The sequence below is a fragment of the Rugamonas rivuli genome (assembly GCF_009380165.1).
GTDB lineage: Bacteria > Pseudomonadota > Gammaproteobacteria > Burkholderiales > Burkholderiaceae_D > Rugamonas > Rugamonas rivuli.
Genome location: NZ_WHUF01000001.1, coordinates 459,228 through 485,918, shown reverse-complemented (window position 1 = coordinate 485,918; position 26,691 = coordinate 459,228). Strand labels below are relative to the sequence as shown.

The window sequence follows — 26,691 nt, the reverse complement described above, 5'->3', positions numbered from 1 at the left end:
AGCATGGTCATGCTGATCTGGATCGCCTGCCTGCTGGCCGCCGTCTCGCAGCAGCGCACGCCGACCGAGCAAATCACCCTGCTGCCCAGCCAGGACGGCAAGGCCAGCGCGGTCATCATCACCACCGCCGGCGTCGAGACGGTGCTCGACAAGCCCTACCAGATCGCTGCCATCGATAGCAAAGGCGCGACCACCGCCACCGGCGACAGCGCCGCCATCGCCAAACAATACGATGCCACGCTGTCGGCGCTGCCGCAACGGGCCGCCGTGTTCACGCTGTACTTCATCACCGACAGCGACACGCTGGTGCCGGAATCGGCGGCCCGGCTGGTGGACATCAAAGCGCAGCTGGCCTCGCGCCCCGCGCCGGAGATCATCGTCATCGGCCACACCGACACCGTCGCCAAGCGCGAATACAACGACGAGCTGTCGCTGCGCCGCGCCGCCACCGTCAAGCGCCTGTTGGTGGAGGTAGGCATCGCGGAAGACCGCATCGCCGTGCAGGGACGCGGCGAGCGTGAACTGCTGGTGCCCACGGCCGACGGTGTCGACGAGCCGCGCAACCGCCGCGTGGAAATCCGCGTGCGCTGATCAGGCCACGCCGTCCCAGCGCAGCACCAGCAAGGTCAGGTCGTCCGACGGCTCGGCCTTGCCCACGTGCAGACGCACGTCATCGCGCACCGCCTGCACCACCGCCGCCGGCGTGGCGGCCGCCGTTGCGGGCAGCGCCGCCAGCAGGCGGTCCAGCCGCTCGTTGCCGTACAAATTCCCCGCTTCGTCCATGGCCTCGTTGATGCCGTCGGTGGTCAGGCACAGGCACTCGCCCGCCCGCAGCTGGTAGTGCTGCACCGGATATTCGAAATCGTCCATCACGCACAGCGGCGGGCCGTCGGCCGCTTGCAGGTGTTCGACGCGGCCGTCCACCGTGAGGCGGCGCGGCGCATCGTGGCCGGCGTTGCACAGAAAGACCTGGCCGCTGACGGCGTCCAGTATGCCGGCCACGCTTGTGACGAACAACATCTCGGGATTCTCGCGCGTCAGCTCGCGATTGGCGCCGTTCATGATGGCGGCCATCTCCCAGGGGCCGCGCAGCGCGATGCTTTTCGATAGCGCCTTCGCCACCACCATGAACAGGCTGGCCGGCAAGCCCTTGCCGGATACATCGCCGACCATGAAGAACACGCGGTCGCGGTCCAGCATGAAGAAGTCATACAGGTCGCCGCCCACTTCGCGTGCAGGTTCCAGCAGTGCCTCCAATGCGAAGCGCGTCTCGCCGGGGAAGGACAACGCGGCCTGCGGCAAGGTCGCCATCTGGATGCGGCGCGCGGCGCCCAGTTCGCCGGCGGTCTTGGCGGCCGAGACCCGCGCCACCTGCAAGGCACGCTCGCTTTGCTTGCGGTCACGCACGGCAGCCGTCAGCATGCTGGTCAACAGACTCAATCCCACCATGCCAAAGGCGCAGGACACGGCAGCCGCGTCGAACAGCAGTCCGGCGCGGGCGAACAGCAAGGCGCCGCCGCCGAACAGGCCCGCCACGATGGCGCAGCCCAGCGGCACTGCCACCAGCATGCGCAACTTGGGCAGCAGCCAGACCAGCAGCAGGCTGCAGGCGCCGAACACCGCCACTTCAATCCAGCGCATAGCCGGCGGCCGGCGCAGGAAGGCGCCGTCGAAGAAGCTTTCTATCATCTGCGCATGCGTATCCACGCCGGGCATGAAGTCGCCGCGCGCATTGGTCTTGTAATCGGTCAGGCCCAGTCCCGTCATGGCGACGATGACGATCTTGTTCTGCAGCGCCGAGGGATCGAGACGGCCGCGCATCACATCCAGCGCGGAGACATAGCGGTCCATCGCCGGCGCCGAGAAGTTGACCCACACCGCGCCGTCAGGGGAAGTCGGCACGTGCAGGTCGCCGACAGACACGCTGCGGACGCCGTCGGCATCGGCGTCGACCTCCAGCGCCGAGCTGCCGGTGGCCACGCGCAGCAATTCCATCGACAGTGCCGGCACCAGTGTATCGCCCACAGCGCCCAGCAACGGCGCGCGCCGCACGATGCCCTTCTCCAAGTTCACCGACAACAAGCCCTGCCCCCGCGCGGCCGCCTGCAACAGCGGAAGGCTGGACATCGCCTGCGGAAAGCGCATCACCGGCAAGGACGACGGCGACACCTTCACGTGCACGGGCCACACGCGCAGCGCATCGCTGGTGCCGGGTTCGGGGTGCGCAAAGCCGGCCGCGCCCAGCACCACGGGCGCGCGCCGCATGGCCGCAGCGAGTACGTCATCGTATGCGGGCAGCGCCGCCAGGCTGTCGCGCAGAGGCCCGGGCGACAGGCGCGAGGCCAGCGCTTCGGGCGAAGTGGTGTCCGGCTCCGGCATCAGGATATCGAGGCCGATGGCCAGCGGCTGCTGGGCGTTGATGTGTTCTATCAGCTCGGTGAGGCGCGTGCGCGGCCACGGCCACTGGCCGAACTCCTTGAGCGAAGCCTCGTCGATGGCGATGATCTGCACCGGTCCCGATGCGCGCTGGCGCGGCAGATGCAGCTGGTAGGCGTTGAACAGCGCCAGGCGCAGCGACGGCAGCGGACCATCGCCGCCGACCGCCAGGGCCAAGGCCAGCAAACACGCCAGCACCAGCGCAAGCGGCCGGCCCTGGCCTGCGCGCACGCCGCCCAGGGCCTGGGTTTGCAAGCGGAGCAGCATGGCCGCGCTTACAGTTCGATTTCCATGCCGTCGTAGGCGGAGACGATGTCCAGCGGCGCTTCGCCGGTGATCTCGGCATAGCGCCGCGTCTCGGCCAGCACGCGGGCGATTTGCGCGTCGTCGTAGATAGGCTCGTGGTGGAACAGGCAAAGCTGGTGCACGCCCGCCAGCTGGCACAACTCCACGCCGACCACGTTGCTGGAGTGGCCCCAGTCGGCCTTGACCGAAATCGAATCGGCCAGCGAATACATGGCGTCGAAGATCACCAGATCGGCGTCGCGGAAGAAGTCGACGAAGGCCACGCGTTCGGCGGCGTTATCGAGCTTGTGTTCGGAGTCGGTGCTGTAGACCATGGTCTTACCGCCATGCTCCAGACGGTAGCCATAGGAGTCGCCCGCGTGCAGCTGCAGCTTGGCGGTGATCGTCACGTCATGCAGTTGCAGCGGCACGCCGGGTTCCATCTGCACGAACTCGATGGCCGCGCCCAGTTGGTGGAAGCCGACCGGGAAGCTGATCGGCTCCTGCTGGCGGCGGAACGCGGTTTCCAGCTCTGCGTGACAGCCGTAGATGACGATGCGGTTGCCCGGTATGTAGGCCGGCGTGAAGAACGGGAAGCCCATGATGTGGTCCCAGTGAAGATGGGACATGAACACATGGTAGGTCTGCGGCTTGGCGGGGCCGTAGCGGGCCAGCTTGGCGCCGGCCAGCGCGCGCACGCCCGAGCCCAGGTCCAGGATGATGTGCTCGTAGACGGAGTCCGGATTCCAGACCTCGACCTCCACGCAGCTGGAATTGCCGCCGTAAGTGCCGCGCACCTCGAAGCCCAGGTCGTTATCGATATACGACGCCACCTTGTCCGGCGTATCGAGCCCGCGGCCGATGGCGCCTTCGAGCGCCGTCACCAGCTTGGCGCGGATCTGCTTATGGTTCAGCGCCACCGGCAGCGAGCCGCGCGCGCCCCAGATGCGCGCCTTCATGAGGCGCCGCCGACGGCCGCCAGCGCCGCATCGCGGTCCGGGAAGATTTCAAACAGCATGTCGAAGCGGCTGATGGTGAACACCTCCAGCACCAGCGGTTGCAAGGCCGCCAGCACCATGCGCCCGCCCTGCGCCTTGACCTGCTTGATCGCCACCATCAAGGCCCGCAGGCCTATGCTGCTGATGTAGTTGACGCCGCTGAAATCGATCACCAGCGCCACGCCATCCTTGGTACAGTCGCGCAGGTGCGGATCCAGCGCGAGTTTGAAGGCATCGGCATGGGTATGATCGATGCGCCCTGCTGGGCTCAGCACCAGAGTGCGGCCCGATTGCTGCGGCTGAAGTTCCATAGTGGTGGCCTGTACGCTGTGCTGGGGAAGAAAGCGAAAGATAGCGTTTTATTCTGGTTTTTTTCATTTTTACATCTTTTTGTGCAAGAAGCAATTCTGCGAAGAATCTCCACCCCATGATATTCTTCGGCCTCGACGCAATCAGGGAGAACGCACATGTCGCCAGCCGACAAATTTTTCAAGCTCACTGAGCACGGCAGCAACGTCCGCACCGAAGTCGTAGCGGGCATCACCACCTTCCTGACGATGGCGTACATCATCTTCGTCAACCCGGCCATCCTGGGCGACGCCGGCGTGCCGAAGGACGCCGTGTTCGTCGCCACCTGCCTGGCGGCCGCGCTGGGCACCATCATCATGGGCCTGTACGCCAACTACCCGATCGGCATGGCGCCGGGCATGGGCCTGAACGCCTACTTCGCCTACGCCGTGGTGCTGGGCATGGGCGTGCCCTGGCAGTCGGCGCTGGGCGCCGTGTTCATCTCCGGCTGCCTGTTCATCCTGGTCAGCGTGTTCAAGGTGCGGGAATTGATCGTCAACGGGATACCACACTCGCTGCGGGTCGCCATCACCGTGGGCCTGGGCCTGTTCCTGGCGCTGATCGCCATGAAGAGCGCCGGCCTGGTGGTCGCCAGCCCCGAGACGCTGGTGCGCGTGGGCGACATGCACAAGCCGCAAACCATCATGGCCATCTTCGGCTTCCTGCTGATCGTCACGCTGGACCGCCTGCGCGTGCCGGGCGCGCTGCTGATCGGCATCGTGGTGGTGACGATCATGAGCTTCTTCTTCGGCGGGAATACCTTCCACGGCTTCATGTCGTTGCCGCCGTCGCTGGCGCCGACCTTGTTCCAGTTCGACCTGAAAGGCGCCACCTCGCTGGGTTTGTTCAACGTGGTGCTGGTGTTCTTCCTGGTCGAGCTGTTCGATGCGACGGGCACGCTGATGGGTGTAGCCAGCCGTGGCGGCCTGCTGGTCGACGGAAAAATGAAACGCCTGAACAAGGCGCTGCTGGCCGACAGCTGCGCCATCGTGGCCGGCTCCGTGCTGGGCACGTCGAGCACCACGGCCTACCTGGAAAGCGCGGCCGGCGTGCAGGCCGGCGGCCGCACCGGGCTGACGGCGCTGGTGGTGGCGCTGCTGTTTTTGGCGGCCTTGTTCTTCGCCCCGATCGCCGGCGTGGTGCCGGCCTACGCCACCGCGCCGGCCCTGCTGTTTGTCGCCTGCCTGATGCTGCGCGACCTGGTCGATGTCGACTGGAGCGACACCACCGAGAGCGTGCCGGCCGCGATCACCGCGCTGGTGATACCGTTCACCTACTCCATCGCCCACGGCATCGCCTTCGGCTTCATCACCTACGCCGGCCTCAAGCTGCTGACCGGCCAGGCACGCCAGGTCAAGCCGGTGGTGTGGGTGATCGCCGCGCTGTTCCTGTTCAAGTACACCTACCTGAAGGGCTGAGCTCAGCCAGCCGCAGTCCGCTGCGGAGATGCCACCAGCGATGGCATCTCCCGCACCGCCAGTATCCCCACCACGTTGTTGAGCCGCATGCGGCAGAGCGTCAGCGGTTCCTCATCGTCCGCCGCCAGCCGGATCTGCACGTCCATGCCCTGCGGATGCAGGGTGGTGCGCAGGCTGCGCAGCTCCAGTCCCAGACGGCGCACTATCGCCAGCACGGCTTCCAGCGTGGCGATGGGGGCGTCCTGTTCGACGCAAAATCGGTAGCTTTTTTGTGTGGTATTCATGCAACCAGAATATCCGCGAAGCTGCAAAATAGGCTTCCTTGTTTTGCTCGATTATTGGCATGGCTCAGTAGATTCTTCCAGTCACTGTAAAATATGAGGAATATTCATCTTTTACAGGTACATCGCATGGAAATCGACGAACTCGACCGTAAGATCTTGCGCGAACTACGCCGCGACGGCCGCCTCAGCAACACCAAGCTGGCGGAGAAAGTCGGCCTGTCCACCACGCCGTGCTGGAACCGCGTGCGGGCGCTGGAGGACGGCGGCATGATCGAAGGCTACACCGCCCTGCTCAGCCAGACCGCGCTCGGCTATCCGGATACGGTGATCATCGAAGTCACGCTGGACCGCCACGACGACGACATCTTCGAGAAATTCGGCCAGGCGCTGGCCGACCTGCCGGAAGTGATGGAGGCCTATCTGCTGACCGGCGAGTACGACTATCTGATCAAGGTGGCGGTAGCCGGCACGGCTGGCTACGAGGAGTTCCTGCGCCGCAAACTGTACAAGCTGCCCGGCTTGCGCCACAGCCGTTCGACCTTCGTGCTGCGCTGCCTGAAGCGCGCCCATTCGGTCGAACCGTAAAAACCGCATCAATTCACGGCCATCCTCTTATGTTGTCGACCGCACAGATAGACCGCTGCAAAGGGGTCATTCTGCAGGTGCTCGAATAACTATAAAAGGATGAAACATGAACAAGCCCCTCAACATCGCAATGGCAATCGCTACGCTGACGCTGGCGTCGCAAGCCATGGCGCAAATCACGTTTTACGAGAACGACGGCTGGCGCGGCCGCACCTTCACCGCCAACCAGCAGGTACGCGACTTCACGCGCAACGGCTTCAACGACCGCGCCTCTTCCGTCGTGGTCGACCGCGGCCAGTGGGAAGTCTGCGACGACGCCAACTTCCGCGGCAACTGCATGGTGCTGCGCCGCGGCAGCTACGAGTCGCTGCGCGGCATGGGCATGAACGACCGCATTTCGTCGGTTCGTCCCGTGGGCAAGCGCGCCAGCTACGCCAACGAGGCGCCGGCGCCACTGCCGCAGCCGACCTATGAATACCGCCGCCGTCCAAGCGAGCGCTTGGTCGAAGTGCCTGTCACCTCGGTACGCGCCGTGGTCGGCACGCCGGAACAACGCTGCTGGGTCGAAAGCCAGCAAGTGGCCGAACCTGCCCGTAGCGGCACCAACGTCGGCGGCGTCATTGCCGGCGCCCTGATCGGCGGCATCCTGGGGCACCAGGTGGGCGGCGGCACGGGTCGTGACGTGGCGACGGCCGGCGGCGCAGTAGCGGGCGCGGCCATCGGCAACAATATGGCCAACAACAGTGGCCAGCAAAGCTATGCACGCGACGTGCGCCGCTGTGAAAATGTCAGCAATCCCAAGCCGGAATACTGGGATGTGACGTACAACTACCGTGGCCAGGAACACCGTGTGCAGATGAGCACGCCTCCAGGCCAGTCCATCGCCGTCAACAGCAATACCGGCGAACCACGCATGTAATGCTTAAATATTTGCCCACATTTCAGGAATTCACTGGGATGTGGGCAAACTAACAAGTATACTCAATGCCCTCCACGGGACGGCCTCGAGACTGCATGCGCAAACTACTACCCTATTCCTACTACGGCGGCGACCACGATGAACAGCAACTGTTCTTCTCGGAGTTGCGTCCGGTTGCCATCATTTCCCAGAGCGTAGGAATACTGAGCTGGTTCGTGGCGGCGCTGATGCTCGCTGCCAGCGGGCAGACGCTGCAGGCCAGCGTGCTGTTCGGCCTGCCCGGCATGCTGCTCAGCCTGCTCATCTCGCTGCGTGCCCCTTCCGTCAAGGCGCTGGTGGTCTCCGGCATCATCGGCACCACTTCCACAGCCTTCGCCTTCCGCCTGCTGACCGCCTATTGCCCCGACCCGACGTTCTGGGTGTTGCCGGTCGGCACCGTGCTGACATTGTCGGCCGCGCCCATCTTCGGCGGCATGCTGAACTACATCGGCGCCGCCGTCGGCGTGTGGGCCATTCTTACCATCGGCAATTTCCCGGCCCGACCGGGCGAGCTCAGCTTCAACCTGTCGTTGCTGGTCATGGGCAGCAGCTTCGCCATGGCGATCTATCTGCACGCCTACTTCCTCAACTTGCGCGTGCGCAGCCACAGCGCGCGGCGCGAGCTGGCGGAGATCGCCTACAAGGATGTCGTCACCGGCTTGTTCAACCGCCGCAAATTCACGCTGGAAGCACGCCGCGCGCAACAACTGCCGTCGCAGCTTCCGCTGTTCTTCCTGATGATAGACATCGACGACTTCAAGAAAATCAACGACACGCTGGGCCACGATGCCGGCGACGAAGTGCTGATCCACACGGCCGGGGTGATCGGCAAGCTGGGCATGGGCCACCTGTCGGGACGGCTGGGTGGCGAGGAGTTCGGCGTACTGTTCCGCGGCGAGGCGGCCGACGCGCTGGACTTTGCCACCGCGCTGCTGGACGGCGTGCGCGCCGCCGCCCATCCACCGCGCACCGTCAGCATAGGCATCGCCGAATTCGACAGGGACAGCGACCTGTCGGTCAGCTACAAGCGCGCCGACGAGGCGCTCTACCTCGCCAAGCGGCATGGCAAGAACCGCTACGTGCTGGCCGGGGCCATACAGGCCGCCGCCTGAGACTTGCCATGTGCTAGTATTTTCCTCGGGCAACTTTAACGCCGATTCTTTGATCTACATCAATTATTTTCTTGATGTAAATCGATACGCTGCATGTCATTCTCAAATCACATCGGCAAGGCGGCGACATGGAACACCCCCACTCCCACACACTGCATGCGGATCGGCCGCCATGCCCATGGCACAACGGCGCGCTGCACGCCTGCCATCACTTCGCCTGCGCCATCCTGGACGCGCTGCCGGCCCAGGTGGTGGTGCTGGGTCTGGACGGCACCATCCTGGCCATCAACGAAGCCTGGCGCAACTTTGCCCGCGACAACACGGGTCATCTCGGCTGCGCCGAGATCGGCAGCAATTATCTGGCCGTGTGCCGCGCGACGACCGGCGACGACGCCGACTGCGCGAACCGCGCCTGCACCGGCATCGAACAGGTACTGGCCGGCGAGGCGCCCAGTTTCGAACTCGAATACGCCTGCCACACGCCGAGCCAGCAACGCTGGTTCAGCATGAGCGTCACGCCGCTGCGCTCCGGCACGGCCGGCGTGGTGATCGCCCACAGCGACATCACCGAGCGCCGCCAGCACGAAGCCCGGCTGCGCATCGCCGCCATCGCCTTCGAATCCACCGAAGGCATGATGGTGACGGACGCCAACAGCAACATCGTGCAGGTGAACCAGGCTTTCACCAACATCACCGGCTACGCCAGCGACGAGGTCATAGGCCGCCGCCCCAATATGCTCAGTTCGGGCCGCCACGACGCCGCCTTCTACCAGGCCATGCACAAGGCCGTCGCCACCAGCGGCACCTGGGAGGGCGAGATCTGGAACCGCCGCAAGAACGGCGAAATCTACCCCGAGCGCCTGCACATCGCCGCCGTCCGCGACGAGGATGGCCGCACCACCCACTACGTCGCGGCGCTGACCGACATCACGCTGAGCAAGGCGGCCAACGATGAAATCAAGAACCTGGCCTTCTACGATCCGCTGACCCGCCTGCCCAACCGCCGCCTGCTGATGGACCGGCTGCGCCAGGTGCTGGCCGCCAGTGCGCTGAACGGCAATTACGGCGCGCTGATGTTCATCGACCTCGACAACTTCAAGACGCTCAACGACACGCTCGGCCACAACACCGGCGACCTGCTGCTGCAACAGGTGGCGTCGCGCCTGCGCACCTGCCTGCGCCAGGCCGACACCGTGGCGCGGCTGGGCGGCGACGAGTTCGTGGTGCTGATCGACGGCATGAGCCGCCACGCGCTGGAAGCGGCCGCCCAGACCGAGGCGCTGGGCAGCAAGATCCTGGCGACGCTGAACCAGCCCTACCAGCTCGGCCCGCACCATTGCCACAGCACGCCCAGCATCGGCGCCACGCTGTTCCACGACCAGCAGCGCCAACATCCCGACGAGCTGCTGATGCAAGCCGACATCGCCATGTACCAGGCCAAGCAAGCGGGCCGCAACGGCATGCGCTTCTTTGACCAGCGCATGCAGGACACCCTCAGCGCCCGCGCCCAGTTGGAGAACGAGTTGCGGACGGCGTTCGACCATCAGCAGTTCGAGCTGTACTACCAGGGCCAGGTCGATGCCGACGGCCGCGCCACCGGGGCCGAGGCGCTGATACGCTGGATCAAACCGGACGGCGCCTCGATCTCGCCGGCCCAGTTCATCCCGCTGGCCGAGGAAACCGGACTGATACTGCTGCTGGGAGACTGGGTGCTGGAGCAGGCTTGCAGGCAGCTACGCGACTGGCAGCACGACGCCGCCACGCGCGAGCTGGTGCTGTCGATCAATGTCAGCGCCAAGCAGTTCCGCCAGCCCGATTTCTGCGCCCGGGTGCGCAGCGCAATCGAGCGCTACGGCATTGTGCCCGCGCGCCTGAAGCTGGAGTTGACCGAAGGCCTGCTGCTGGACAATATCGAGGACACCATCGCCAGCATGACGGCGCTGAAGGCGCTCGGCATCAAGTTCTCGCTCGACGATTTCGGCACCGGCTATTCGTCGCTGCAGTACCTGAAGCGCTTGCCGCTGGACCAGTTGAAGATCGACCAGTCGTTTGTGCGCGACCTGGCCAGCGATCCCAACGACCAGGCCATCGTGCTAACCATCATCGCCATGGCGCGCAGCCTGCGGCTGGACGTCATCGCCGAGGGTGTCGAGACGCAGGCCCAGCGCCAACTGCTGGCCGAGCTGGGCTGCGACGCCTACCAGGGCTATCTGTACAGCCGGCCGCAACCGCTGCCGGCCTTCCAGTCCTGGCTGGCCGAGGCTTCACCGGCGGCGACGGCTTGCGCTTAACACTCCAAGGAACCCGGCGCCCAGCAACAGCAGGGTGCCCGGTTCCGGTATCGGCTGCAGCGCGGGCAGCCCGCCCGGGCCCAGCACCGGCGTCACCGCCGTCGTGCCGTTGGCGTGAAGCTGGAAGATCGCCGCCCCCACCACGATGGTTGGGCGCCCCACCCCACCCAGGGAGCCGGACCAGAACGACGGGGCCGGACTGTACAAGCCGTCCGGCGGCAAGGCCGCCAGCGTCGCGCCGGCGGTGGTGTCCACGCTGAGGTCGAATTCAACGATGAGGTGCGGCGCGGCATAGTTCGGACTGGAGCCAATGCTGGCGCCGGCGTGGAACTTCGCCAGTGCCAGGTCGCCGGCGTCGAGCGCGGACCACACCGGCGAACTCAGGTCGAAGCCGCCCGCAGCATTGACCGGAGACCTCACGCCGCTGCTCTTTTCAAACGACTGGATGCCGCTGTCGGTGATATGCACGACATAGTCTGCGCTACCGTTCTGAAAAAACACGTCAAAGAACAATCCGCTGGTGCCGCTGGCGCCGGGCGTGAAGCTGCCCAGGTCGTACATCAGGTTCAGCGTGTTGCCCAGCGTAGCACTGGGCGCGCCGCCGGTCGATTGCTCCACGTAGAAACGGGTGCCGCCCGGTGCGCCAACGTTGAAGCTGGAGGAACTCACGGTGGAACGGGCCGGCGCGCCGCTGGTTGGCGAGGCCGTCCACTCTGTCGGGCCGAACAAGCCGTCGCTCACATGCATTGGGTCCGCCGACGCCGCGCCGGCGAGCGTCAGCAGGAAGGCGCCACACATCGCGCCTCGCTTCAGGGAAAACACGTTCATCGGAAAATATTTCATGGCTATCTCCTGGGTTGTATGCCGCCCAGCAGAAGAAGCAAATTAGGTTCCATGCAGCCGGCGCACTGCTACGGCAAGGCTGGCCAGCTCCACGCTGTAAGCGCAACCGACACAGCGACAGGAGGTAATAAAAAAGGGCAACCTCACGATTGCCCTTGCTTATCCGACCGCGGCCGCTTAGAAGTGGTACTCGGCCCGTATCATCGGCGTCTTGGCGACGTAGCCCTGGCCGCCGGTGGTGGCCGAGGTGTTGCCGAACTTGTTGCGCCAGTATTGGTACTCAACGCCGATGCGGAAGGTGTTCTTCGCCTTGCCGATCGCCGCGCCCGCGTCGAACATCAGCTGCATGTCGATATTGGTCTCGGCGCCGGTATCGTTGCCCACTTCGTCCTTGCCCTTGGCCGCGATAAAGTTCGCATAGCCCTCGAAGGCCCACAGCGAACCCACCGGGATGCCCCATTCCGACGACAGCATCGCATGCGTCTTGTAGGTATAGCGCCCAGTGACGGTGGAGATCGGCGGGAAGGCGCCGCTCGGCGCGTTGCTCTCGTTGAGCAGGAACAGGCTGGTGTTGAAGTGGCCGGCCGGCACGTCCCACATAAAAGTCGGCCCCAGCACGAACATGCGTTTGCGCGAGTTGTAGCCCACATCGTTCTTGGTGTTGACGTCGAAACCGCCCGTGATGCCCAGCCCGCGCACCGGGCCGAACTTGTATTCGCTGCCCGTCACCTTGCTCAGGTCCACGGTGTTGCGGTACAGGATGTAGGCTTCGTTGGCGCCGGACTTCTGCGTCAGCGAGGCCGGATCGTTTTTATCGGACATCAGGAAATCGGCGTTGAAGTAGTTGGTGCCGTACTTGTAGCCGCTGACGTGGGTCAGCGCCACGATGTTCTTGGCGATGTCGTTCGGGTTGAACGGCTCGCGATAGTCGCTGCCGTAGCGCCAGCTGACCGAGGTGTCGCTCCAGTCGGCGGCGTGGACCGAACCGGCCAGGCTCATAAAGGCGATGCAGAACAGTTGCGGAATTTGTCTCGTTTTCATTTTAGTTTTTTTCCAAAGTATGCGGACGTGACCGTCCCCACCGGCGCCGTGGAAGGCGCCGGCAGGTATCAGCCGTTAGGGATTAAAGCCTCAGCCTGCGCCGAGGTAGACGAACTTGAAGGTGAACACGCAAGCGATCGCCCAGATCACTGGACGCACTTCGCGCACGCGGCCGGTCAACAGCTTCAGCACCGCGTAGGAGATGAAGCCGAACGCCACGCCGAGCGCGATCGAGTACGTGAACGGCATGGTCAGCGCCGCGATGGCGGCTGGCACGCTTTCGGTGGTGTCGGACCAGTCGATGTCGACCAGTTCGCGCAGCATCAGGCAGGAGACGTACAGCAGCGCAGGCGCCGTGGCGTAGTTGGGCACCACGCCGGCCAGCGGCGAGATGAACAGGCAGGCCAGGAACAGCACGCCGACAGCGACGGCGGTCAGGCCGGTGCGGCCGCCCGCTTGCACGCCGGTCGCGCTTTCGATGTAGGCCGTGGTGCTCGAAGTACCCAGCAGCGAACCGGTGAGGATGGCGGTACTGTCAGCCATCAGCGCCTTGTTCAGACGCTCCATCTTGCCGTTGACCAGCAGGCCGGCGCGGTTGGCCACGCCCATCAGCGTACCGGTGGCGTCGAACAGCTCCACCAGGAAAAACACCAGCACCACGTTCAGCAGGCCGACCGAGATCGCGCCCATCAGATCAAGCTTGAACAGCGTCGGCGCCAGCGAAGGCGGCATGTCGACCACGCCATTGAACTTGTTACCGGCCACGAAGAAGCTCAACACCGTCACGGCCAGAATGCCGATCAGGATCGCGCCCTTTACCTTCAGGCGGTCCAGCGCGACGATGATGAAGAAGCCCGCAATGGCCAGCAGCGTCGGCGCCGAATGCAGGTCGCCCACTTTGACCAGCGTCTCCGGGCTGCTGACGACGATGCCCGCGCTCTTCAGCGAGATCAAGCCCAGGAACAGGCCGATGCCGACGGTGATCGAAGTGCGTATCGAATGCGGGATGCCGTTGACGATCATCTCCCGCAGCTTGAACACGCTGACAAACAGGAACAGGCAACCCGAGATGAAGACCGCGCCCAGCGCCATCTCCCACGGCATGCCCATGCCCTTGACCACCACATACGCGAAGTAAGCGTTCAACCCCATGCCCGGCGCCATAGCAATCGGATAGTTTGCGTACAGGCCCATAATCAGACAGCCCAATGCGGCCGCGATACAGGTGGCGACAAACACGGCGCCCTTGGGCATGCCGGCGTCGCCGAGGATGGAGGGGTTGACGAAGATGATGTAAGCCATCGTCAGGAAGGTGGTCAGACCTGCGACCAATTCGGTGCGCACGTCGGTCCCATTCTCTTTCAGCTTGAAGTACTTCTCTAGAAATAACATAACGTCTCCGTGTTCTATTTTTAACTGCTTATGTGTGTCATCCGCCGATTAAACATGGGAACAATCGGCATCGACCTTATCTCAGGGGCCACTGCGTGAAATTAGTCTGGTGGCATACCTGCTATCTGTTATGGCCTATAACAGTCGGGACGCGCCGTCTGGAATGACGGCGTAGCCCCTTGTTGATCCTCCCCTGTGCTGTGTGCCGCCGGTTTAAACGAATTCGCCGATTTTCGATACCACTGCCTTGCGCACCGAGCCGCTCACAATGAAGGAGCGCGCTACTTCAAGGTCGTTGTGCAGCCAACGGTCGCCGTCGAGGCATGCCGGAATCTGGCTGCGCACCGATTCGTAGGCCGCCTGCGTGCCTTTGCCGAGCACAAAACCGGGCAGCAGGTTTTCCGTCATGGTCAGCGCCTGGGAGGCCAATAACATTTCTACGCCGACAATGTACTGTGTGTTCGATACCACAGTTGCGGCCTTGCGCGCGCACCAGGTGGAGTTGGAGACGTGGTCTTCGCTGTTGCCCTTGGCCGGAATCGAGTCGACGCTGCCCGGCATGCACAGCGTGCGGTTCTCCATCACCAGGGAGCTGAGCGAGCATTGCATCACCGGGTAGCCGGTGTTCACGCCGCGCACGCCGGACATCAGGTTGCGCGGCAAGCCCCAGGACAGCGTCGGGTCGATCAGGCGCGCGACGCGGCGTTCGACGATGCTGCCCAGGTCCGCCACGGCCATCGCCAGCAGGTCCATCGCCTGCGCCAGGTACTGGCCGTGGAAGTTACCCCCGGAGATGATCTCGAAGCCGCCGCCGTCCTTGCCGAAGATGAGCGGGTTGTCGGTGGCGGAGTTCACTTCCTTGTCGAGGATGGTGTCGATGTAGTCCAGCGCGTCGAACACCGGGCCGTAGACCTGCGGCGCGCAGCGCAGCGAGTACACGTCCTGGATGCGGGCGGTGTACGGGATGTCGGTGCGGCGCAGCTCTTCCGGGAACTGCACGGCGCGCGCCTCGTGGGTGGTGCGGGTCGAACCATCCAGCAGGTCGCGGATGATGGCGGCGGTCTTGATCTGGCCCGCGTGCGGACGCGCTTCGTGGATGCGCGGGTCGAAAGCCGACATCTCGGCGCGCATCGCTTCCAGCGTCAGGCCCAGCGACAGGCAGGCGTCCGACAGCATGTTGCGCGCATCACTGGCGGCCAGCAGCGCCACCGCCAGCGAGACGGTGCAGCCGTTGATCAGCGCCGATGCATCCTTGGCCTTCAGTTCGAAGACCACCGGGCCGACCTTGGATTCGCGGATCGCGTCGGGCGCCGACATGCGGCGGCCCTTGTACATCACTTCCGCTTCGTCGAAGCCGGCGATGGCGGCCGCCAGGTAGGCCAGCGGCGCCAGATCGCCGGACGCGCCGACGGAACCCTTCTGCGGCATGATCGGATGGATGCCGGCGTTGACGAAGGCCAGCAGGCGGTCGACCACCTCCACGCGCGGCGCCGAGTAGTTACTGGCGAAGGCGTTGGCCCGCAACAGCATGGTGGCGCGGCTGACTTCTTCAGAGAACGGCTCGCCCATGCCGCAGGCGTGGGCCTTGATCAGCTGCGTCTGGAACAGCACGATGTCCTGCACCTTGACGCGGGTGTCCTTCAGCATGCCGACGCCGGTGTTAAAGCTGTACATCATCGGCGCTTCGTCATGCATCCAGGTGGATTCGATGTAGTCGCGGCTTTCCTTCAGCGCGGCGCGCGACGAAGCGGCCAGGTTCACTTCGATGCTGTGGTCGCGGGCGACGGCGACCACTTGGGCGGCGGTCAGGTTGAAACCATTGATGGTGGTAGTAGTCATGATCTGTCTTCTTGTCAGTTGGCGCCGGCGGCGAACCACGCACCGAGTTCGGAGCGTTCTTCAGGCGTGATGTTGGTCATATTCCCGATCGGCATAGCCTTCAGCACCACGGCCTGCTGGTTGATCTTGGCCGCGTTCTGGTGGATCAGTTCCGGCGTGTGCAGCATGATGCCGGCCGGCGCGGTAGCGAAGCCGGGCTGCGTAGGCTGCGCAGCGTGGCAGCTGACGCAGCGCTGGTTGACGATGGCCTGCACACGGCTGAAGTCTGGGGCGGCCACGCTGGCGTGGGCAGCACCGGCAGCATCACCCGCCACGACAGGCGCAGGAGCAGCCGCAGGACGCGGGGCAATCACCACCGCCACAGCAGCCAGGATCGCCACACCGGCAGCAGGGAACTGCCACGCCGTGCGGCCATGATGGCGCAGGTTGAAGAAGTGGCGGATCAGCACACCGGCCGCGATGATCGCGCCCAGCAGCGCCCAGCTGTATGCGTGGCTGTAGGTCATCGCATAGTGGTTGCTGATCATGATGAGCAGCACCGGCAGCGTGAAGTAGTTATTGTGAACAGAGCGCTGCTTGGCCTTCTTTCCGTGGATAGGATCGGGCGACTTGCCCTGCTCCATAGCCTCAACCAGCTTGCGCTGGCCAGGAATAATCAGCATCAGCACATTCCCGACCATCATGGTTCCGATCATGGCGCCGACGTGGATGTAGGCAGCACGGCCACTCAGGAACTTGGTCAGCACATAAGCCATGGCGACGATGAACACGAACATGATGATGCCCAGCAGGCCATCCTTCTGGCCCAGCGGCGAGCGGCACAGCGCGTCGTAGAACAGCCAGCCCACCAGCAGCGAGCCGAGGCCCACGCCGATCGCCTGGAACTGCGTCAGGTCCGCGACCGACTTATCGATCATCATCGCCTGGGCGTTGAAGTAGTAGACGATGAACAGCAGCGAGAAGCCCGAGATCCAGGTGGCGTAGGCCTCCCATTTAAACCAGTGCAGGTCCGACGGCAGCTCGGCCGGCGACACCAGGTACTTCTGCGGGTTGTAGAAGCCGCCGCCGTGCACGGCCCACAGCTCGCCGGACACACCCTTCTTCGCCAAGTCGGAGCCGGGCTTCGGTGGGCGTATGCTGTTGTCCAGCCAAACGAAATAGAAGGATGCGCCGATCCACGCTATCCCCGTGATGAGATGCAGCCAGCGCACCAATAGATTGAGCCAGTCCACGCCGTAAGCGAGCAATTCCATGTTGTCCCCATGATTGGATTAAGCTCGTCTGCCACCGCGGGCGCTCCAGACGATTGGGATGATTTCCCTTTTGGCCGCGAACTGTTGAAAGCTCCGCTGCGACCGATTGAAAACCACGCGCAGATCACGCATGGTGTGGAACGAACGATAAAACTAATTCTGGCTTTTCTTATGGCAGTAGCCGTATATTAAAAATAGGCTCACCGTTATAGATAGACCAACATGGCACAACTACCCGACCACCTAGACCTGCATCTCATTCGTATTCTGTACATGCTCCTCTGCGAGAAAAACGTTTCGCGCGTCGCGATGAAACTGGATCAAACGCAGCCCTCCATCTCGGCCTCGCTGCAAAAACTGCGCGAGCTCACAGGCGATCCGCTGCTGGTGCGCGGCGGCCGCGGCATGGTGCCTACCCAGCACGGCGAGAGCCTGAAGGAGCCGGCCAAACGCATCCTCGACGAGGTGGGACAGCTATTCCTGCACAAGACGCCCTTCGCCTCCAAGGAAGAAGGCCGCACCTTCCGCATCGGTGCACCGGACTACCTCGATATTCAATTTTTGCCCAACGTTGTGGCGCGCTTGCGACGCGAATCGCCCAAAAGCCGCGTCATCATCCACAGCCTGGGCGCGGAAGTGGACGCGATCCGCATGCTGTCCGACGGCGAACTCGATCTGCTGATCGGTAACTGGGAGCAGCCGCCCGAGCACCTGCACCTGTCGCGGCTATTCGAAGACCCCATCATCTGCGCCATGCGCGCCGACGCGCCCTACGCCAAGCGCACCGGCGCCAACGACATGACGCTGGACGATTACCTAAGCCTGCCCCACGTGGCGCCCTCGCCCACGCTGCCCGGCTTCCACGGCGTGATCGACACCTTCCTCGCGCAGCAGGGCTACCAGCGCAACGTGGTGGTGGAATCGGCGTATTTCAGCCTGATTCCGTACATGCTGACGCAGACCGACATGGTGCTCACCACGGGGCGTCAGTACCTGCGCTTCTACGAGCGCAACCTGCCGATCAAGACCTTCACCGTGCCGGTGCGCTTCCCCACGATGCGCTTCTACCAGCTGTGGCACGAACGCGTGCACCACGCGCCGGAACACAAGTGGCTGCGCGACCAGGTCACGCAAGCCGCCCAGGCCCTCACCGCCAAATAAACCGCCGTGGGCGTGGCACGCCCACAACACTCTCCATAAGCCCGCGCTGAATGCGGTTATGGCCGCGAGCGTATATAACAGCCTCCCCCGCCATATATCATTCCCCTTATATCAAGAGGAGACTGGCTACGCCTGCACAACAATGACAATCACACTAGATCACCTGAACCGCAGCACCGCCGAAGAATTCACCGCCCTGCTGCACGGCCTCTACGAACACTCGCCATGGATACCGCAGCGCGCCTCCGCGCAGCGTCCCTTCGCCACCATCTCCGCGCTGAAGCAGGCGTTGCAAGGCGTGGTCCGCGCAGCCACCGAAGAAGAACAACTGGGCCTGGTCCGCGCCCACCCGGAGCTGGCCGGCAAGGCAGCACTGGCAGGCGAACTGACAGCCGAATCTACCGGAGAGCAGGCGCAGGCCGGCCTGACCCACTGCTCCGCCGACGAACTGGCGACGCTGCACAAGCTCAACGCCGACTACAACAGCAAGTTCGGCTTCCCCTTCATCCTCGCCGTCAAAGGCCCGACCGGCAACGGCCTGTCGCGCCAGGAGATCATCGCCGCCTTCAGCCGCCGCCTGCGCTCGCAGCGCGACGATGAACTGGCCGAGTGCCTGCGCCAGATCGGCCGCATCGCCGAGATGCGCCTGAACGTGCTGCTGCAAGTGGAGCTGCAATTCGGCGCCACCATCATGCAATGGGCTGAAACCATCGGCGCCTGGAGCGACGACGCCGACAACCTGACCTGCGCCTACATGACCGACGCCCACCGCAAAACCGCCGCCCAGCTGGCGGCGTGGATGAAGGAAGCCGGCATGGAAGTGGCCATCGACCCGGTCGGCAACGTCGTCGGCCGCTACAAGTCGGACAAGCCGGGCGCCAAGGCACTCTTGACCGGCTCCCACTACGACACCGTCCGCAACGGCGGCAAGTACGACGGCCGCGAAGGCATCCTGCTGCCTATCGCCGTCGTCAAACACCTGCACGAACGCGGCGAGCGCCTGCCTTTCGACCTGGAGATCATCGGCTTCTCGGAAGAAGAAGGCGTGCGCTATCAAAGCACCTTCCTCGGTTCCAACGCCGTCATCGGGCAGTTCGACATGGCGCTGCTGGACAAGGTCGACGCGCAAGGCATCACCATGCGCGATGCATTGACCGCAGCCGGGCATGACGTCAGCAAGATCGCCTCGGTGGCGCGCAAGCCGGAAGACGTGCTGGCCTTCGTCGAAGTCCATATCGAACAAGGCCCTGTATTGTTGGGCAAAGGCCTGCCGACCGGCGTCGTCACCTCCATCGCCGGCAGCTGCCGCTATCAGGTCGAGTTGACTGGCTTGGCCAGCCACGCCGGCACCACGCCAATGATCATGCGTAAAGACGCCGCCGCTGCCGCCGCCGAAATCGTGCTGTACGTGGAAGACCGGTGCGGCCGCGAACGTTCGCTGGTCGGCACTGTCGGCCAGCTGCACGTGCCGGATGGCTCTGTCAACGTGATCCCCGGCGCATGCAAACTGTCGCTGGACATCCGCGCCGCCGACGACGCAACCCGCGACGCCGCCGTCACCGACATCCTCAATCAGGCAGAAGCCGTGTGTGCGCGCCGCCAGATCGGCCTCAAGATCACCAAGATCATGCAGGCGCCCGCCGCGCCCTGCGCGCCATGGCTGGTCAAGCAGCTGGCTGCCGCCACCGAACGCGCCGGCGTCGAAGTATTCGAACTGCCTTCCGGCGCCGGCCACGACGCCATGGCGCTGGCCCGCATGACCGACGTCGCCATGCTGTTCACGCGCTGCGGCAACGGCGGCATCAGCCACAACCCGCTGGAAACCATGACGGCGGACGACGCCGAAGTATCGGCACAGATCTTCCTGGACTTCCTGCGCCAGTTCCAAACCAAGTAAGCGGAGCAATCATGTCTGAACCAATTCGATTCTTCTATCGCGGCGAAGTGCGCTCCGTTGAAAGCGGCGCCCCGACCCGCACCCTGCTCCAGCACCTGCGCGAAGACCTGCACTGCACCGGCACCAAGGAAGGCTGCGCCGAAGGCGATTGCGGCGCCTGCACCGTGGTTGTGGCGGAACTGCAGCCGGATGGCGAAGTGGCCATGAAGTCGGTCAACTCCTGCATCCAGTTCGTGCCCACGCTGGACGGCAAGGCCGTCTTCACCATCGAAGACCTCAAGCAGGCCGACGGCAAAATGCATCCGGTGCAGGAAGCGCTGGTCGAATGCCATGGCTCGCAATGCGGCTTCTGCACGCCGGGCTTCGCAATGTCGCTGTGGAGCCTTTACCTGAAACAGGACGGCCAAACCACGCCGCCATGCCGCAAGACCGTCGACGAAACCCTGTCCGGCAATCTGTGCCGCTGCACGGGCTACCGTCCCATCATCGACGCCGCGCGCCGCATGGGCGAGTTGCCGCACGTCGGCTTCGACCGCGAGGCGCTTAAAGCCTCGCTGCAATCCATCCAGCGAACCGAAATGTACAGCTACACCCACGACGGCCAAACCTTCGACGCGCCGCGCACACTGGCCGAACTGGCCGCGCTGCGGGCGGAAAAACCCACCGCCACCATCGTCGCCGGTTCCACCGACGTGGGCCTGTGGGTCACTAAACAAATGCGCAACCTGGGCGACATGATCTACGTGCGCCTGGTGCAGGAGCTGCACCGCATGGAAGAGGATGACGGCATGCTCTACATCGGCGCCGCTGTCTCCCTCAACGACGCCTACGAGGCAGTCTGCAAGCATTACAAGGACGAGCTGCATGAGATGTGGCAGCGCTTCGCATCGCAACCGATCCGCAACACCGGCACCCTGGGCGGCAGCGTCGCCAACGGCTCACCGATCGGCGACTCGGCGCCGTGGATGATCGCGCTGGGCGCGGAAATCGTCATCCGCAGCGATAAGGGTCAACGCTCCATGCTGCTGGAGAAGTTCTACCTCGATTACATGAAGAAGGACTGGCAGCCGGGCGAATTCGTCGAAGCCGTGCGCATTCCGCTGCCGCGCAAGGATATCCACTTCCGCACCTACAAGCTGGCCAAGCGCTACGACCAGGACATCTCCGCCGTCTGCGCCGCCTTCGCCTTCACGCTGAAGGACGGCGTGGTCAGCGACGCCCACATCGCCTACGGCGGCATGGCCGCGACCTCGCGCCGCGCGCCGTTGGCCGAAGCCGCCGTTAACGGCAAGCGCTGGAACGAAGCCACGCTGAAGCTGGCGATGGCCGAACTGGCGAAGGACTACACGCCGCTGAGCGATATGCGCGCCACCGCCGCCTACCGCATGAAGACCGCGCAGAACCTGCTGCACCGCTATTGGCTGGAGACCAATCCGGATTCCGCCGAACCGGTGCAATCGATCAACGCCTATCACTACGCAGAGGGAGCCGTCGCAGCATGAACAGCAAAACCGAAGCATTCCTGACGCAGCCCGCAACGCCTGCAGTGCCGATGGCATGGGCAGAAGTCGGCCAGTCGCACCCGCATGAATCGGCGGTGCTGCACGTACTCGGCGAGGCCACCTACACCGACGACATCCCCGAAGCCGCAGGCACGCTGCACGCCGCGCTGGGCATCTCGGCCAAGGCGCACGCCAATATCCTGTCGATGAATTTCGACGCAGTCAAAGCCATGCCAGGCGTGGTGGCCGTGTACACCCACAAGGACATCCCCGGCACCAACGACTGCGGCCCCATCATCCACGACGATCCGATTTTGTCGGAAGGCCTGGTGGAATATGTCGGCCAGCCGATCTTCATCGTGGTGGCGACGTCGCACGACAACGCCCGCCGCGCCGTGAAGAAGGCGGTCATCGAATATGAAGAACTGCCGGCCATCCTGACGCCGCAGGCAGCACGCGACGCCAAATCCTTCGTCGTCCCGCCGATGCACCTGGCGCGCGGCGATGCACAGGCGGCGTTCGAACGCTCCCCGCACAAGCTGAAAGGCTCGCTGCATGTCGGCGGCCAGGAGCAGTTCTACCTGGAAGGCCAGATCTCGTATGCCATTCCCAAGGAAGGCAAAGGGATGCTGATCTACTGCTCGACCCAGCACCCGACCGAGATGCAGCACGTGGTCGCACACGCCCTGCACCGCCAGTCGCACGACATCGTTGTCGAGTGCCGTCGCATGGGCGGCGGCTTCGGTGGCAAGGAATCGCAGTCGGCGCTGTGGGCCGCCTGCGCCGCCATCTCTGCCGCGCACCTGCGCCGTCCCGTCAAGCTGCGCGCAGACCGCGACGACGACATGATGGTCACGGGCAAACGCCACTGCTTCTACTACGAGTACGAAATGGGCTACGGCGACGACGGCCGCATCATCGCCGCCAAGGTGGAGATGGTGTCGCGCGCCGGCTTCTCGGCCGACCTGTCGGCACCGGTCGCCACGCGAGCTGTCTGCCACTTCGACAATGCCTACTACCTGGGCGATGTCGACATCCGCGCCATGGCGGGCAAGACCAACACCCAGTCGAATACCGCGTTCCGTGGCTTCGGCGGCCCGCAGGGCGCGATCGCCATCGAATACATCGTCGACGAAATCGCCCGCAACCTGGGCATGGATGCGCTGGACGTCCGCAAGATCAACTTCTATGGCCGCAACGACGAGGAAGGCCGCAACGTCACCCAGTACAACCAGAAGGTGGTCGACAACGTCATCCACGACCTGGTCGCGCAACTGGAAGAAGAAAGCAGCTACCGCAAGCGCCGCGAAGAGATCAACGCCTTCAACGCAAGCAGCAGAGTGCTGAAGCGCGGCCTGGCGCTGACGCCCGTTAAATTCGGCATCGCCTTCAACGTCACGCACTTCAACCAGGCCGGCGCGCTGGTGCACATCTACACGGACGGCTCGGTGCTGGTCAACCACGGCGGCACCGAAATGGGCCAGGGCATCAACACCAAGGTATGCCAGGTTGTAGCGCATGAACTGGGCATCGACCTGGCCATGGTGCGCGCCACCGCCACCGATACCAGCAAGGTCGCCAATACCTCGGCCACCGCGGCCTCCACCGGCGCGGACTTGAACGGCAAGGCGGCGCAGGACGCGGCCAACACCATCCGCAAGCGCCTGGCCGAATTCGCCGCCAAGCGCCACGACGGCGATCCCGCCACCGTGCGCTTCGAAGCCAACTTCGTCCACGTCGGCGATCAGGCGATTCCGTTCGCGGAGCTGGTGCAGAAGGCCTACATGGCGCGCATCCAGTTGTGGTCCGACGGCTTCTACGCCACACCAGGCCTGCACTGGGATCCGAAAACCATGAGCGGCAATCCGTTCTCCTACTATGCCTACGGCGCCTCGGTGTCGGAAGTGGTGGTCGACACGCTGACCGGAGAATGGAAGCTGCTGCAAGCCGACGCACTGTACGACGCCGGCAATTCGCTGAATCCGGCCATCGACGTCGGCCAGGTTGAAGGCGCTTTCATACAGGGCATGGGCTGGTTGACCACCGAGGAGCTGTGGTGGAACCCGGCCGGCAAGCTGATGACGCATGCGCCATCCACGTACAAGATTCCCGGCGTGTCGGACTGCCCGGAGAACTTCAATGTGCGCCTGTTCAAGAACCGCAACGTCATGGACAGCATCCACCGCTCCAAGGCGGTAGGCGAACCGCCGCTGCTGCTGCCGTTCTCGGTGTTCCTGGCGATCCGCGACGCCTGCTCCAGCGTCGGCGGCCACCGCTACAACCCACCGCTGCGCGCTCCGGCCACCAGCGAGGCTATCCTCGACGCCATCAGCGCGGTACAGGCGCAGGGAGCGGCTTAAGCATGTCGACTCCGTTCAATCTCACCGCCCTGACGGCGGCCGCCAGCAAAGCAGTTCCACGCGTGCTGGTGACGGTGGCGCAGGTCGCCGGCTCCGCGCCGCGTGAACCCGGCGCCAAGATGCTCATCACCCAGTATCACGCCTTCGACACCATCGGCGGGGGCCACCTTGAAATGGTCGCTACCGACATCGCCCGCGAAATGCTGGCGATGCCGCCTGGCGAACTGCTCGCCGAGCGCCGGCTGGAACGCTTCCCGCTCGGTCCCAGCCTGGGCCAATGCTGCGGCGGCGTGGTGCACCTGGCTTTCGAACGCATCATGCCGGAAGCAGGCGAACATTTCGGCGCGCTGGCCCGCCGCTGGCGCGAAGGCCAGGACAGCTGGCGCCTGGTGCCGCTGGACTGCGCCGAACCGGCCGCTATCTATGACGCCGCAGGCCTGCACCTGAGCGGCCCCGGCCCCGCGATGCTGGCCCGCCCCGGTCCCGGCATCGACTGCAAGGTGCGCATCGACGACCACGGCAAGCGCTGGCTGATCGACTCCTGCCTGCCCTACCGTCCGCGCCTGTACCTGTTCGGCGCAGGCCACGTGGGCGCGGCCATCGTGCGTGCGCTGGCGGAGCTGCCATGCCAGGTGGTGTGGGTGGACGAGCGCGACGACATGTTCCCGTCGGTCCTGCCGGCCAATGTGCGCGTCGAAGCGACCGATACACCGGAAGCGGTGGTCGAGGAAGCACCGGCAGGCGCTTCCTTCCTGGTGCTGACGCATAGCCATGCGCTGGACCAGCAGCTGTCAGAGCACATCCTGCGCCGTACCGACTTCACCTGGTTTGGCCTGATCGGCTCCGCGACCAAGCGCGTCTCCTTCGAACGCCGCCTGCAGGAACGCGGCATTCCAGTCGCGCGCATGGCGGACATGACCTGCCCGATCGGCATGCCAGGCATCCGCGACAAGGCGCCGGCGGTGATCGCCGTATCGGTGGCGGCGCAGTTGATGCAGGTGTGGGAAGCGGCCGCACTCGCCGCGCCGGCGGAAATCGGTGCTAAAATGAGCGTATCTGCATCTGCCGTATTATCGGAAACGCAAACAATATGCACCAATTGATGTCCTTCCAACTGCCTGCACGCCAGGCGCCTTCACTCTCCGGCAGCGCCGGGGCGGGAGCGCGCCATCGCCTCTCATTAGTCTAGCCAACGCGCTAGCAACACCCCAACACATATAGAACCGGCGTGGCGCCGTGCGCCCGCTTTCATCGCCGACGACCATGTCAGTCGCGCCGCATCGCCGCGCGCGTCAACTGGCGTCCGCACTACGGAACAAGGAATCAATATCATGGCAAGCATCATCACTCCGACCGGCACTTTCCAGGCTTACCGCGCCAGCCTGCTGCACTTCAGCGACGACCCGGCCTTCGCCACCAACGCCTGCTGGTGGCACGAAGACGGCCTGTTGATCGTCAACGACGGCAAGGTCCACCTGGCCGGCGATTTCAGCCAGCTGATCGCCTTCCTGCCGCAAGGTACGCCGCTGCACGACTATCGTGGCAAGATCATCATGCCCGGCTTTATCGACACCCACGTGCACTACCCGCAAACCGACATGATCGCCTCGCCAGCGCCGGGCCTGCTGCCATGGCTGGAAAAGTACACCTTCCCGACCGAGCGCAAATTCGCCGACCCCGAACACGCGGCCAACGTCGCCAGCTTCTTCCTGGACGAGCTGACCCGCTGCGGCACCACCACCGCCATGGTCTACTGCACCGTGCATCCACAATCGGTGGACGCCTTCTTCACCGAAAGCGAGAAGCGCAACCTGCGCATGGTCGCCGGCAAAGTGCTGATGGACCGTAACTGCCCCGACTTCCTGCAGGACACCGCAGAAAGCGGCGCGCGCGAAAGCGAAGCGCTGATCAAGAAGTGGCACAAGCGTGGCCGCCAGCTGTACGCGATCACGCCGCGCTTCGCGCCCACGTCCACCGAAGCGCAGCTGGAGCTGGCCGGCGCACTGGCCAAAGCCTATCCGGACACCTACCTGCAAACCCACGTGGCCGAGAACACCGACGAAGTGGCGTGGGTCAAGTCGCTGTTCCCGAACGCCCGCAGTTATATGGACGTGTACGACCATTTTGGCATGATGCGCCCGCGCTCGATGTACGCGCACTGCATCTGGCTGGACGACACCGACCGCGCACGCATGGGCGAAACCCAGTCCGCCATCTCGATCTGTCCTACTTCCAACCTGTTCCTGGGCAGCGGCCTGTTCGACTTCGAACGTGCAGATGCGAAGCGAGTACCGCTGTCGCTGGCCACCGACGTCGGCGGCGGCACCTCGTTCTCGATGCTGCAGACGATGAATGAAGCCTACAAGGTGGCCCGCATGGGCGGCACTTACCTGCAAGCGATGCGCATGTTCTACCTCGCCACGCTGGGCGGCGCGCGCGCCATGCAGCTGGAAGGCACCATCGGCAATTTCGTACCGGGCGCGGAAGCGGACTTCATCGTCCTCGATCCGAAGGCCACGCCGTTGCTGGCTCGCCGCACGGAGCGTACCGATTCGGTGGAAGAGCTGCTGTTCGCCATTGCCATGTTGGGCGACGACCGCTCCATCTCCGCCACCTACGCCGCAGGCAAGGTAGTCCACCAGCGCCAGGACTGAACCGGCGGCGGAAATAGGTTACGATATGGTCGGC

At 64.3% G+C, this 26,691-nt stretch carries 21 protein-coding genes; 12 read left to right on the top strand and 9 right to left on the bottom strand.

All coding sequences use genetic code 11. The annotated features are described in order from the left end of the window. The first annotated feature begins 3 nt into the window (after positions 1 to 3). Positions 4 to 591, top strand: a complete 588-nt coding sequence (locus GEV01_RS02155; protein ID WP_152801248.1) for an OmpA family protein — start codon at positions 4 to 6, stop codon at positions 589 to 591. Here GEV01_RS02155 and GEV01_RS02150 read toward each other — a convergent pair whose 3' ends face one another. The 3 genes from GEV01_RS02150 to GEV01_RS02140 are packed head-to-tail and all read right to left on the bottom strand — an operon-like array spanning position 592 to position 4,030. Further along, positions 592 to 2,703, bottom strand: coding sequence for a CHASE2 domain-containing protein (locus GEV01_RS02150; protein WP_152801246.1), 2,112 nt, complete (start codon positions 2,701 to 2,703; stop codon positions 592 to 594). It abuts the gene before it with no gap. 8 nt (positions 2,704 to 2,711) lie between these two features. After that, positions 2,712 to 3,680 (bottom strand): MBL fold metallo-hydrolase, encoded by a 969-nt coding sequence (locus GEV01_RS02145; protein ID WP_152801244.1) that lies wholly within the window; start codon positions 3,678 to 3,680, stop codon positions 2,712 to 2,714. Then, on the bottom strand, positions 3,677 to 4,030 hold the full coding sequence (locus GEV01_RS02140; RefSeq protein WP_152801242.1) for an STAS domain-containing protein: 354 nt from the start codon (positions 4,028 to 4,030) through the stop codon (positions 3,677 to 3,679). The genes GEV01_RS02145 and GEV01_RS02140 overlap by 4 nt, the downstream gene beginning before the upstream one ends. Positions 4,031 to 4,186: 156 nt before the next feature. On the opposite strand from GEV01_RS02140, the gene GEV01_RS02135 reads away from it, so the two are divergent. Further along, complete coding sequence (locus GEV01_RS02135) at positions 4,187 to 5,485, top strand: NCS2 family permease (protein ID WP_152801241.1); 1,299 nt, start codon at positions 4,187 to 4,189, stop codon at positions 5,483 to 5,485. Positions 5,486 to 5,487: 2 nt separating this feature from the next. Here GEV01_RS02135 and GEV01_RS02130 read toward each other — a convergent pair whose 3' ends face one another. After that, complete coding sequence (locus tag GEV01_RS02130; RefSeq protein WP_152801239.1) at positions 5,488 to 5,769, bottom strand: ACT domain-containing protein; 282 nt, start codon at positions 5,767 to 5,769, stop codon at positions 5,488 to 5,490. Between the two features lie 126 nt (positions 5,770 to 5,895). On the opposite strand from GEV01_RS02130, the gene GEV01_RS02125 reads away from it, so the two are divergent. From GEV01_RS02125 to GEV01_RS02110, 4 genes are all read left to right on the top strand, one after another. Beyond that, positions 5,896 to 6,354: an Lrp/AsnC family transcriptional regulator gene (locus tag GEV01_RS02125; RefSeq protein ID WP_008448759.1), complete on the top strand. Its 459-nt coding sequence runs from the start codon at positions 5,896 to 5,898 to the stop codon at positions 6,352 to 6,354. A 106-nt stretch (positions 6,355 to 6,460) separates the two neighbouring features. Next, a complete protein-coding gene (locus GEV01_RS31385) occupies positions 6,461 to 7,273 on the top strand; it encodes a beta/gamma crystallin-related protein (RefSeq protein WP_152801237.1) in 813 nt (270 codons plus the stop codon). Positions 7,274 to 7,368: 95 nt separating this feature from the next. Beyond that, positions 7,369 to 8,424, top strand: coding sequence for a GGDEF domain-containing protein (locus GEV01_RS02115; RefSeq protein ID WP_152801235.1), 1,056 nt, complete (start codon positions 7,369 to 7,371; stop codon positions 8,422 to 8,424). A gap of 128 nt (positions 8,425 to 8,552) precedes the next feature. Further along, complete coding sequence (locus GEV01_RS02110; protein ID WP_152801233.1) at positions 8,553 to 10,715, top strand: putative bifunctional diguanylate cyclase/phosphodiesterase; 2,163 nt, start codon at positions 8,553 to 8,555, stop codon at positions 10,713 to 10,715. Here GEV01_RS02110 and GEV01_RS02105 read toward each other — a convergent pair. From GEV01_RS02105 to GEV01_RS02085, 5 genes are all read right to left on the bottom strand, one after another. Then, entirely contained in the window at positions 10,689 to 11,558 is an 870-nt protein-coding gene (locus tag GEV01_RS02105; RefSeq protein ID WP_152801231.1) for a PEP-CTERM sorting domain-containing protein, read from the bottom strand. The genes GEV01_RS02110 and GEV01_RS02105 overlap by 27 nt on opposite strands. Before the next feature lie 177 nt (positions 11,559 to 11,735). Next, positions 11,736 to 12,599: an outer envelope protein gene (locus GEV01_RS02100; RefSeq protein WP_152801230.1), complete on the bottom strand. Its 864-nt coding sequence runs from the start codon at positions 12,597 to 12,599 to the stop codon at positions 11,736 to 11,738. Positions 12,600 to 12,689: 90 nt separating this feature from the next. Then, the gene (locus tag GEV01_RS02095) at positions 12,690 to 13,991 is read right to left on the bottom strand and encodes an NCS2 family permease (protein ID WP_152801228.1); all 1,302 of its coding nucleotides are present in this window, start codon (positions 13,989 to 13,991) and stop codon (positions 12,690 to 12,692) included. A 213-nt stretch (positions 13,992 to 14,204) separates the two neighbouring features. Next, positions 14,205 to 15,830: an HAL/PAL/TAL family ammonia-lyase gene (locus tag GEV01_RS02090; protein ID WP_152801226.1), complete on the bottom strand. Its 1,626-nt coding sequence runs from the start codon at positions 15,828 to 15,830 to the stop codon at positions 14,205 to 14,207. Positions 15,831 to 15,844: 14 nt separating this feature from the next. Further along, positions 15,845 to 17,083 (bottom strand): urate hydroxylase PuuD, encoded by a 1,239-nt coding sequence (locus GEV01_RS02085; RefSeq protein ID WP_152801224.1) that lies wholly within the window; start codon positions 17,081 to 17,083, stop codon positions 15,845 to 15,847. Between the two features lie 222 nt (positions 17,084 to 17,305). Here GEV01_RS02085 and GEV01_RS02080 point away from each other — a divergent pair, with 222 nt between their 5' ends. The 6 genes from GEV01_RS02080 to guaD all read left to right on the top strand — a co-directional run bounded on the left by GEV01_RS02080 (position 17,306) and on the right by guaD (position 26,657). Beyond that, on the top strand, positions 17,306 to 18,244 hold the full coding sequence (locus GEV01_RS02080) for a LysR family transcriptional regulator (protein WP_070267012.1): 939 nt from the start codon (positions 17,306 to 17,308) through the stop codon (positions 18,242 to 18,244). Positions 18,245 to 18,386: 142 nt separating this feature from the next. Next, entirely contained in the window at positions 18,387 to 20,141 is a 1,755-nt protein-coding gene (locus GEV01_RS02075; protein ID WP_152801222.1) for an allantoate amidohydrolase, read from the top strand. An 11-nt stretch (positions 20,142 to 20,152) separates the two neighbouring features. Continuing rightward, positions 20,153 to 21,643: a xanthine dehydrogenase small subunit gene (gene xdhA / locus GEV01_RS02070; RefSeq protein ID WP_152801220.1), complete on the top strand. Its 1,491-nt coding sequence runs from the start codon at positions 20,153 to 20,155 to the stop codon at positions 21,641 to 21,643. Then, a complete protein-coding gene (gene xdhB / locus GEV01_RS02065) occupies positions 21,640 to 24,003 on the top strand; it encodes a xanthine dehydrogenase molybdopterin binding subunit (RefSeq protein ID WP_152801217.1) in 2,364 nt (787 codons plus the stop codon). The genes xdhA and xdhB overlap by 4 nt, the downstream gene beginning before the upstream one ends. Positions 24,004 to 24,005: 2 nt before the next feature. Beyond that, positions 24,006 to 25,106: a xanthine dehydrogenase accessory protein XdhC gene (xdhC, locus tag GEV01_RS02060; RefSeq protein WP_152801215.1), complete on the top strand. Its 1,101-nt coding sequence runs from the start codon at positions 24,006 to 24,008 to the stop codon at positions 25,104 to 25,106. 228 nt (positions 25,107 to 25,334) lie between these two features. After that, a complete protein-coding gene (gene guaD / locus GEV01_RS02055; protein WP_152801213.1) occupies positions 25,335 to 26,657 on the top strand; it encodes a guanine deaminase in 1,323 nt (440 codons plus the stop codon). The last annotated feature ends 34 nt before the right edge of the window (positions 26,658 to 26,691 follow it).

Bases quoted from the DNA above. Each gene is read 5' to 3' on its own strand.
- GEV01_RS02155 (WP_152801248.1), top strand. From the start codon at position 4: ATGGTCATGCTGATCTGGATCGCCTGCCTGCTGGCCGCCGTCTCGCAG.
- GEV01_RS02150 (WP_152801246.1), bottom strand. From the start codon at position 2,703: ATGCTGCTCCGCTTGCAAACCCAGGCCCTGGGCGGCGTGCGCGCAGGC.
- GEV01_RS02145 (WP_152801244.1), bottom strand. From the start codon at position 3,680: ATGAAGGCGCGCATCTGGGGCGCGCGCGGCTCGCTGCCGGTGGCGCTG.
- GEV01_RS02140 (WP_152801242.1), bottom strand. From the start codon at position 4,030: ATGGAACTTCAGCCGCAGCAATCGGGCCGCACTCTGGTGCTGAGCCCA.
- GEV01_RS02135 (WP_152801241.1), top strand. From the start codon at position 4,187: ATGTCGCCAGCCGACAAATTTTTCAAGCTCACTGAGCACGGCAGCAAC.
- GEV01_RS02130 (WP_152801239.1), bottom strand. From the start codon at position 5,769: ATGAATACCACACAAAAAAGCTACCGATTTTGCGTCGAACAGGACGCC.
- GEV01_RS02125 (WP_008448759.1), top strand. From the start codon at position 5,896: ATGGAAATCGACGAACTCGACCGTAAGATCTTGCGCGAACTACGCCGC.
- GEV01_RS31385 (WP_152801237.1), top strand. From the start codon at position 6,461: ATGAACAAGCCCCTCAACATCGCAATGGCAATCGCTACGCTGACGCTG.
- GEV01_RS02115 (WP_152801235.1), top strand. From the start codon at position 7,369: ATGCGCAAACTACTACCCTATTCCTACTACGGCGGCGACCACGATGAA.
- GEV01_RS02110 (WP_152801233.1), top strand. From the start codon at position 8,553: ATGGAACACCCCCACTCCCACACACTGCATGCGGATCGGCCGCCATGC.
- GEV01_RS02105 (WP_152801231.1), bottom strand. From the start codon at position 11,558: ATGAAATATTTTCCGATGAACGTGTTTTCCCTGAAGCGAGGCGCGATG.
- GEV01_RS02100 (WP_152801230.1), bottom strand. From the start codon at position 12,599: ATGAAAACGAGACAAATTCCGCAACTGTTCTGCATCGCCTTTATGAGC.
- GEV01_RS02095 (WP_152801228.1), bottom strand. From the start codon at position 13,991: ATGTTATTTCTAGAGAAGTACTTCAAGCTGAAAGAGAATGGGACCGAC.
- GEV01_RS02090 (WP_152801226.1), bottom strand. From the start codon at position 15,830: ATGACTACTACCACCATCAATGGTTTCAACCTGACCGCCGCCCAAGTG.
- GEV01_RS02085 (WP_152801224.1), bottom strand. From the start codon at position 17,083: ATGGAATTGCTCGCTTACGGCGTGGACTGGCTCAATCTATTGGTGCGC.
- GEV01_RS02080 (WP_070267012.1), top strand. From the start codon at position 17,306: ATGGCACAACTACCCGACCACCTAGACCTGCATCTCATTCGTATTCTG.
- GEV01_RS02075 (WP_152801222.1), top strand. From the start codon at position 18,387: ATGACAATCACACTAGATCACCTGAACCGCAGCACCGCCGAAGAATTC.
- xdhA (WP_152801220.1), top strand. From the start codon at position 20,153: ATGTCTGAACCAATTCGATTCTTCTATCGCGGCGAAGTGCGCTCCGTT.
- xdhB (WP_152801217.1), top strand. From the start codon at position 21,640: ATGAACAGCAAAACCGAAGCATTCCTGACGCAGCCCGCAACGCCTGCA.
- xdhC (WP_152801215.1), top strand. From the start codon at position 24,006: ATGTCGACTCCGTTCAATCTCACCGCCCTGACGGCGGCCGCCAGCAAA.
- guaD (WP_152801213.1), top strand. From the start codon at position 25,335: ATGGCAAGCATCATCACTCCGACCGGCACTTTCCAGGCTTACCGCGCC.